The sequence below is a fragment of the Pseudomonas sp. O230 genome, assembly GCF_045447035.1.
Lineage (GTDB): Bacteria > Pseudomonadota > Gammaproteobacteria > Pseudomonadales > Pseudomonadaceae > Aquipseudomonas.
Genome location: NZ_JBJGXN010000002.1, coordinates 669,845 through 677,719, shown reverse-complemented (window position 1 = coordinate 677,719; position 7,875 = coordinate 669,845). Strand labels below are relative to the sequence as shown.

Annotated in this window: 3 protein-coding genes; all 3 read left to right on the top strand. The window is 55.6% G+C overall.

Annotation, left to right across the window (positions count from 1 at the left end; genetic code table 11):
- Nucleotides 1–3,007, top strand: a 3,007-nt coding sequence (locus ACI77H_RS06460; protein ID WP_407011026.1) for a type I secretion C-terminal target domain-containing protein, incomplete at its 5' end; no start/stop codon positions are given.
- A gap of 313 nt (nucleotides 3,008–3,320) precedes the next feature.
- A complete protein-coding gene (locus ACI77H_RS06455) occupies nucleotides 3,321–5,288 on the top strand; it encodes a hypothetical protein (RefSeq protein WP_407011024.1) in 1,968 nt (655 codons plus the stop codon).
- 211 nt (nucleotides 5,289–5,499) lie between these two features.
- Nucleotides 5,500–7,779 carry an autotransporter outer membrane beta-barrel domain-containing protein gene (locus ACI77H_RS06450; protein WP_407011023.1) on the top strand — a complete coding sequence of 760 codons (2,280 nt, stop codon included), beginning with the start codon at nucleotides 5,500–5,502 and terminating at the stop codon, nucleotides 7,777–7,779.
- The last annotated feature ends 96 nt before the right edge of the window (nucleotides 7,780–7,875 follow it).

Genomic DNA, 7,875 nt, shown 5'->3' with positions numbered 1-7,875 from the left:
GGATGCCCAAGGCAACGCCGAATACCACAGCTACCCGAACGGCGTGAACGGCCCGGGCGCGACTGACACCTTCACCTACACCCTGCGCGATAACGACGGCGATCAAAGCACCACGACCATCACCATCGACGTGCACAACAGCTGCATCACGGCAGCCACCGACAACGACGTCACCGTCTACGAGAAAGCGTTGGACCTGAGCAAGGACGGCCAGGACCTGGCGCCGGGCACCGTCACCGGCAGCGAGCCAAGCCACACCGGCGAAACCGCCAGTGGCACCTTGGTCGGCTCGGTCACCGGTGCCACCGGCGCAGTCACCTACACCCTGATCGGCAGCGATCACGGGACGTATGGCCAGATCCTGCTCAACCCCAACGGCACGTACACCTACACTCTGACCTCGCCGGCCAGCACCACCCCGAACGCGAACAACGGCGCGAATACCTTGAGCGAAAGCTTCACCTACAAAGCCACCGACGCCCTGGGCAATTCCAGTCTCAGCACGATCAAAGTCAACATCGTCGATGACGTGCCCAAAGCGGTCGCCTCGGAACGTTCGGTGGTCGCCGCAGAAATCGACACCAACCTGCTGTTGGTGATCGACGTGTCCGGCAGCATGAAAGACGGTTCCGGAGTGGATGGGTTGTCGCGACTGGAACTGGCCAAGCAGGCAATCAGCGCCTTGCTCAACAAGTACGACGACCTCGGCGATGTCAAAGTGCAGATCGTTACCTTCAGCAGCGGTGCCACTGACAAGACCTCGGTCTGGGTCGATGTAGCAACGGCCAAGTCGGTCATCTCCGGACTGACAGCGGGTGGCAATACCAACTACGACGCGGCGGTGGCGGTGGCGCAAACGGCATTCGACACCAACGGCAAACTGACCGGTGCGCAGAACGTCGGCTACTTCTTCTCTGATGGCAAACCCAACGAAGGGGACATTGGCAAAACGGATGAGGCGAACTGGAAAGCGTTCCTCGAAGAGAATCACATCAAGAACTACGCGATCGGCCTGGGTAATGGAGTCAGCAATTCCAACCTCGATCCGCTCGCCTATGACGGCAGCGCCGGCACCGGACATGGCACCAACACCAACGCCGCCATCGTCAACGATCTGAACCAGCTCAACTCGGTACTGTCGGGGACCGTGGTCGGTGCGCCGGTCACCGGTTCGCTGCTGGGCGAGGGCGGCACATTCGGCGCCGATGGCGGTTTCGTCAAAGCCATCACGGTCGACGGCACCACGTACACCTATGACCCTAAAGGCAACAGCAACCAGGGTTCGCTGAACTTCAGCGGCGGCGCCAACCACGGCACCTTCAACACGGCCAACAACACCCTGAGTATCGCCACCGACGGCAAAGGCACCCTGGTGGTGAATCTCGACACTGGCGAATACACCTACACCTCGCAAAAAGCCACCTCGGTGGTGATCAGCGAAAACATCGGCTACACCGTCAGCGACAACGACGGTGACCTGGCCAGTTCGACCCTGGTGGTCAAGGTGGTTCCAAACGCGCCACCAGTGGCGGTCGATGACCACGTCATCACCAACGTGCTGTCGGGCAATATCAGCGTGCCAGGCGAGTTGTTGCTGGCCAACGACACCGACCCCAACGGCGATCCGCTCACAGCCTCGCCAACGACCTTCACTACCGGCTGGATTGCCAAAGGCGCGGACTTTACCGGCAGCAACCAGAACTACAGTTTCAACGGCAGCAACGCTCAATCGGTGAGCATCGCCCGCAGCGCCTTCGTCGCCAACACGGCGGCCATGACCGCGGTGCTGGTGGTCAGCGGAGCGTTGGGCGAGGTCAAAAACAACAGCACCAATGACGAAGATCGCATCACCGTCACCCTCAAACAGGGTGAAACCCTCAACCTCGATCACGACCTGGCGGCCGGTCACGTCGTCATGGAGTACTCGGTCAACGGTGGCGCGTTCATTGCCATCGGCGATGGCCAGACCATTACCGCGGCGGCCAATGGCAGCTACCAGATCCACATCACCAACATCGACAACGGTGGGTCGGGCAACAGCGGGAAGGGCGCGGAAAACTACAAACTGACCCTGACCGTCGATTACTCCGGCGCGCATGATATCGCCCCGGATTACCACGGCACCTACACCGCCAACGACCACCATGGCGGCAGCGACAACGCGGCGGTGACCATCAGCTATCAAGACGGCCACACCCTCACCGGTACGACGGGCGATGACGTGCTGGTGGCAGGCACCGGCAACAACGTGATCAACGCGGGTGACGGCAACGATGTGCTCACCGCCGGTGCAGGCAATAACGAACTGCACGGGGGGGCCGGCAATGACTTGCTCTACAGCGGCGCGGGCGACGACCTGCTCGACGGCGGCAGCGGCAACGACACCGCGAGCTACGCCCACGCGACCGCCGGGGTCAAGGTGGATCTGAGCTTGCTCGGCGCGCAAAACACTCTCGGCGCCGGCACCGATACCCTGAGCGCAATCGAAAACCTTACCGGCTCTGACTACGACGACAAGCTCACCGGCGACAGCCACAACAACATCATCACCGGCGGCCTCGGCAATGACGTGCTCAATGGCGGCGGTGGCGATGACTTTCTCATCGGTGGCCTGGGCAACAACACACTCACCGGTGGCGCAGGCGCTGACACCTTCCAATGGCTAAAAGGCAACAGCGGCCACGACGTGGTCACCGACTTCACGCCGGGCGCCGACAAACTCGACCTGTCACAACTGCTGCAAGGCGAGAACGGCAGCGCCGCGTCGCTGGATGACTACCTGCACTTCAAAGTCACCGGCAGCGGCGATTCGCTGGTCACCAGCATCGACGTCAGCGGCATGGCTGGCGCCGCGCCGAACCAGACCATCGACCTTGCGGGTGTGAACCTGGCCAGCCATTACGGGGTCACGCCAGGGGCTGGTGGGGTGATTGCCGGCGGGGCGGATACGGCGACCATTATCAACGGGATGTTGAATGACCATTCGTTGAAGGTGGATACCGTGTGACCTGAAACCTTAAACACTAAACCCGCCATCCCTGTGTCAAGGATGGCGGGTTTTTTGTTGTGTGCGATTTATCGAAGTGTCCGACCAGCGGTAGCAAAACCTGTAATTTCTGACAGTAGCCAGCGACCTGCCCCTGCCTTTAAATCAAGTTATCGGTTAGTCCAACCACGCGTGGAGTCACTGTTGTATCGCGCTCTCGATTCAACGCTGTGAAAAATGTCAATCAGGTTCTCGAACAGGCGCCGGGTCACTGTGGATCGGGCATTGAATCGCTAAATGGGCAGAACGCCCGATGACGGAAAGGAGCTGTGAAATGACCATCCTTGAAAAGCCAGCCGCAAAAGAACAGAGATCGCAGAGCTACAGGAAAAAGCGTCGTTTTGCCCAGGCTGACATCGAAGCTCCGACATTAAAAACAATTGTATTGCTGCCGGCGACGGCGGACGACCTGGGTAATCAGCTGCATTCCAGGGATCGTGGTCTGGCAATGGCTCTGTCGTTTGCAAGATTTCCAACGGCAGATTATCCGGATGATTCAACCATCACAGTTCAGGCACTGTTTAACGGCTCCCCGGTAGGCAACATTTTGACGGAGAAAACGCCGCTGAAGGATGAATTTTTCAATCAGACATTAACGATACCGGCAGGTCATACAAACACTGCGGGTGAACACAAAGTGCAAATCCGCGTCAAGTATCGCTTGAATGAAGATGATTCGCTGGTGTTAGCCGTTAGGGTCGACAATACCCCCCCTGTACTTTCGGCGGAAGTCATCGTTCCCGAGGCAATTAAAAGTGGGGGTATTACCGCTGAATTTTTTGATGGTTCCAATTTCGTACCGTTGAGTTTGGCCAGTACCTATACCGGCGCAAAAATTGGCGACACCATTAAATATTTTATTAAAGAGGCGGGTCAGCCGACAGCAAGCGCTACGCTGATTGACACCATAGTGCGTACCACTCTTACTGTTCCATTGAGCACCGAGAAACTTACCAAGGCGTTGGTCGGGATCGAAGAAGGGAAGGTTGATGTTTATGCGGTGGCCACTGATCGTAAAGGCAACGTAAGTCAAACCTCTCCGTTGCTGGTACTTGATGTGTCACTCTTTCCTGCTCCCCGGAGCGAGGCGGCGACGGTCGATCTGCATGATGATGATGGTGTTCTCTTATTTGAGGATCTACGAGCGCCTACGGCGACAGTTCTCAGCTATCTCAATTTCAAAACTGACGATAAGTGGCGGTTATCCGTAGATGGTCAGACCCCGGTACAGGAGCTGAATCTTTCAAGCGGTTCATACACCCATTCGTTCACCTATAAATATTTGCACAATGGTGTCAACGATGAGAGAGAGGCTGATTTTCGTTGGCAAATCAGACGTGGAGACAAGTTATATCCTACAGTGGCACATTCCAAAAAATTGACGATTGACCCGAGGACACCGGGTGAACAACCTGATCCCGACAATCCGGGATTACCAGGCACGCCTGATTCGAGATTGGGGCTGATCACGGTCCAAGGTGTGGATAAGTCGCGGTATAACTACCTCATCGCGGCAGATGCAAAAGCTGGGGCGAAGGCGTTCGTTAAAATACATAAAGACCATAAAGCAGGTGAGCAAGTACATTTGGTCTTTCACGGCGTCGAAATCGAAGAGGCAGAAGGAGGTGTCTTTACGGTGACCGATAGCCACGATGATGACACTGTTATGTGGTTTGATATCCCGTCCGATTATATTAAGGGTGGAGGTAACAATAAGCAGATACGGGTTGAGTACTTTTTGAGTCATGACTTGAACGCCACGGTCATTCGCTCAAATGTCCAGTATGTAGAAGCTTATATCAATCCTGCCTCTATGCCGCAGGCCGACTTCGCAATTACCGGTGACGCTGGCGATGGTCCAGAGTTGTACTGCGGATCCTTAAAACATAATGGTGATTTGGGCACGATGGCGGTTGAGGCTACGTTTGCTGGAGGTAGTCAATTCGCGAATTCGATTGTTAAGTTCCACGTCCAGGGATTTGCAAATACGCAAGATCCCACCGGCAAAAATGTGCCCGGCCTGATCATTCATGACGCATTAGATACGGTAGAGATAACGTTAGACGCTAGCGGAAGCGCTAAGAGCGCGTTTTTTACTTATCACGTCTTTGAGAAAATCAAGAACGGTTGGTGTGAAATCACCACTGCTACCAAACAGGACGGTTATGCGACGCCATCTGAACCACGTTTGTTCCGGGTAGGTATGGAGCGCCCCGGGGGAGCTTTCTGCAATATTCCCTGATCGACAAATGGAGGCGTTTATTCGCCTCCTTTTTTTCATAGTGCCCTTTTTGGGGGGGGGCGGATTGGCAGGCGTCAGGGTTTTTTCACTCAGCTGAACAGAGATTAATCCTACATCCATATGTAGGGGTAAACGCTATTGTCCGCCCCCCTCACAGTCCTCCCTTTGTCGTTGACCGACAAGGAGGTAACGATGAACAGGACATGAAGCCTTGACGACTGACAAACCAAAGACACGTTCACTGACCACTACAGATGCCATTGTCATGTTGGCACTTATGCCGGCATTTTTATTGATGAGTTCCTCCGCTTTGGCAGCGGTCATTGTTGATAACGGCGCCACACTGGATATCGATTCAAATGATGCATCTATCGATTACGTAGTGCGTAACAACAGTGTGCTGAACATGACGCAAGCGACAACCCAAAGTGTCCAGGTCCAGTCGGGCTCTACCCTGAACATCAATGGCGCCACCATTGTTGGCAATCCGGGGAATTCGGGTTTAACGATCAACAGCAGCCAGGCGACTATTGCCCGTGCAATAGTCTCCAGTGACACCTATGCGTTAATGGTTAACCGACCACCCGCATCCAATCAGGGCTCGACGGTTACCGCTGCCAACAGTGAGTTCACAGGCGGTAACGCCGGCGCTGCTGTGACGGCATTCAGCACACTCGAACTCATCGACAGCGTACTGACAGGAACAAACGCAGGCAGCTCCGGCCTGATCATCTCCGGGGGGGCGGTACGTGCAACAGCCGATACTCGCATCAGCGGTGATGCTTCGGGCGTATTGATGGACGACGACCCGCTTGGCGCTAACCCGTCGCTGGTACTGGATAACTCCAGCGCTGAAGGCCTCCGAGGCCCGGCGATTCTGGTCGATCAGGGTGTCGACGCCAGTATTCAGGTATTGAACGGCTCCAGGTTGATTGCCGCCGACGGCAATCTGCTAAAGGTGCAAGGTGCCTCGACAGCGAACATGCTGGTCGGCAGCAGTATCCTGGAAGGCAATGTGGAGGTTGACGGCAACAGTATCGCCAATCTCACGCTTGATGGCGCTCAATGGACTGGCGTCTTCAATATCGGAAGCGGTTCCACCGGCAATCTCGACTTGCGAAACCAATCACGCTTTATCGGGCGTCTCGACGGGGTCAGCAATCTGTCAATCAACCAGTCGGAATGGACCATGACTGGTAACGACACCGTCGACGCATTGAACATGGCGGATGGCATAGTGCGTTTCGGCACCGCCAGTGCGCCGGGTACTTATTATCAACTGAACTTGGGCAGCCTCAACGGCAACGGCACGTTCGTCATGAAGGTTAATTTCGCCACGGGCGAACGGGACTTACTGAACATTAACGGCGCGGCCAATGGCCAATTCGGTCTAGCAGTCAGCGCCTCCGGGAAGGACACCGTGTCGCCGCAACAATTGACGCTGGTGCACATGGACTCCGGCAGCGCAACCTTCTCGCTGGTGGGTGGTCGAGTGGACGATGGTGCCTGGTCTTATTCGCTGGCCAGTTCCACCAATGCCACGGGTGGCACCGATTGGTATCTGGACCCCAACTCCAGAACTATCAGCCCCGGTGCTCAATCGGTGGTGGCATTGTTTAAAACGGCACCTACCATCGTCTATGGCGAGCTGACAGTGCTGGAAAAGCGCATGGATGAATTGCAAACGGACGCCAATCTGCAGGGCTTCTGGATCAGGCCGTTCAGCAACAAATACAACGTCGACAATGTTTCAGGGGTCGGATATCAACAGCGTCAGCAGGGCCTTTCCCTGGGTATTGATAACCGGCTGGGCGATAGTCCGTGGCGCGTCGGTGTAATGGCGGGTTACAGCCATGCCGATATGGATCTCAATGGCGGCACCTCCGCGACGGTCGACAGCGTTTTCGCAGGCCCTTACTTCAACTGGCAAAACCCGGACAACGGCGTTTATGTCAACGGCGTACTCAAGTTCAACCGTTTTCGAAATGAATCCAAAGTCAGCATGAGCGACAGCACCCGTGCCGAAGGCGATTACAACAACTCAGGGGTGAGCGCCTTTGTGGAGGTCGGCCAGGACATCAAGCTGAGTAATAACTCCTTTATCAAACCGTTTGCGCAGGTATCGACGGCTGTTATAGAAGGCGCGAAGTACGATTTCGACAATGAAATGGAAGTGGATGGCGAGAATACGCGCTCGTTGCGCGGCAAGTTGGGCGTCGCGACGGGTCGTCAATTCAGTGTTGGCAACGATACAGTTGTGCAGCCGTACGTTCATGTGGCGTTGCTTCATGAGTTCGCTAACAACGACGATGTGCAGGTCAACGGTAACGATCTTGATACCGATTTGTCGGGTTCCGGTTTTGAGGGCGGTGCCGGGGTAGCTGTTTCGTTTTCGGAAAACATTCGCCTGGATGCGGGGTTCGATTATGCCAAGGGTAAAAACTTTGAGGCGCCTTTCGCTGTGAGCGTAGGCTTGAGCTACAGGTTCTGATGGCTGCTCATAAAAAAACCGCTGGAATGCGGTTTTTTTATGTCGCTGAACATCTCCCCTGATTCACGCAATTACAGTGCTCGTCATTGTCGATGG

Excerpts from the sequence above, each read along its gene's own strand:
- ACI77H_RS06455 (WP_407011024.1), top strand. The coding sequence starts at position 3,321 with ATGACCATCCTTGAAAAGCCAGCCGCAAAAGAACAGAGATCGCAGAGC.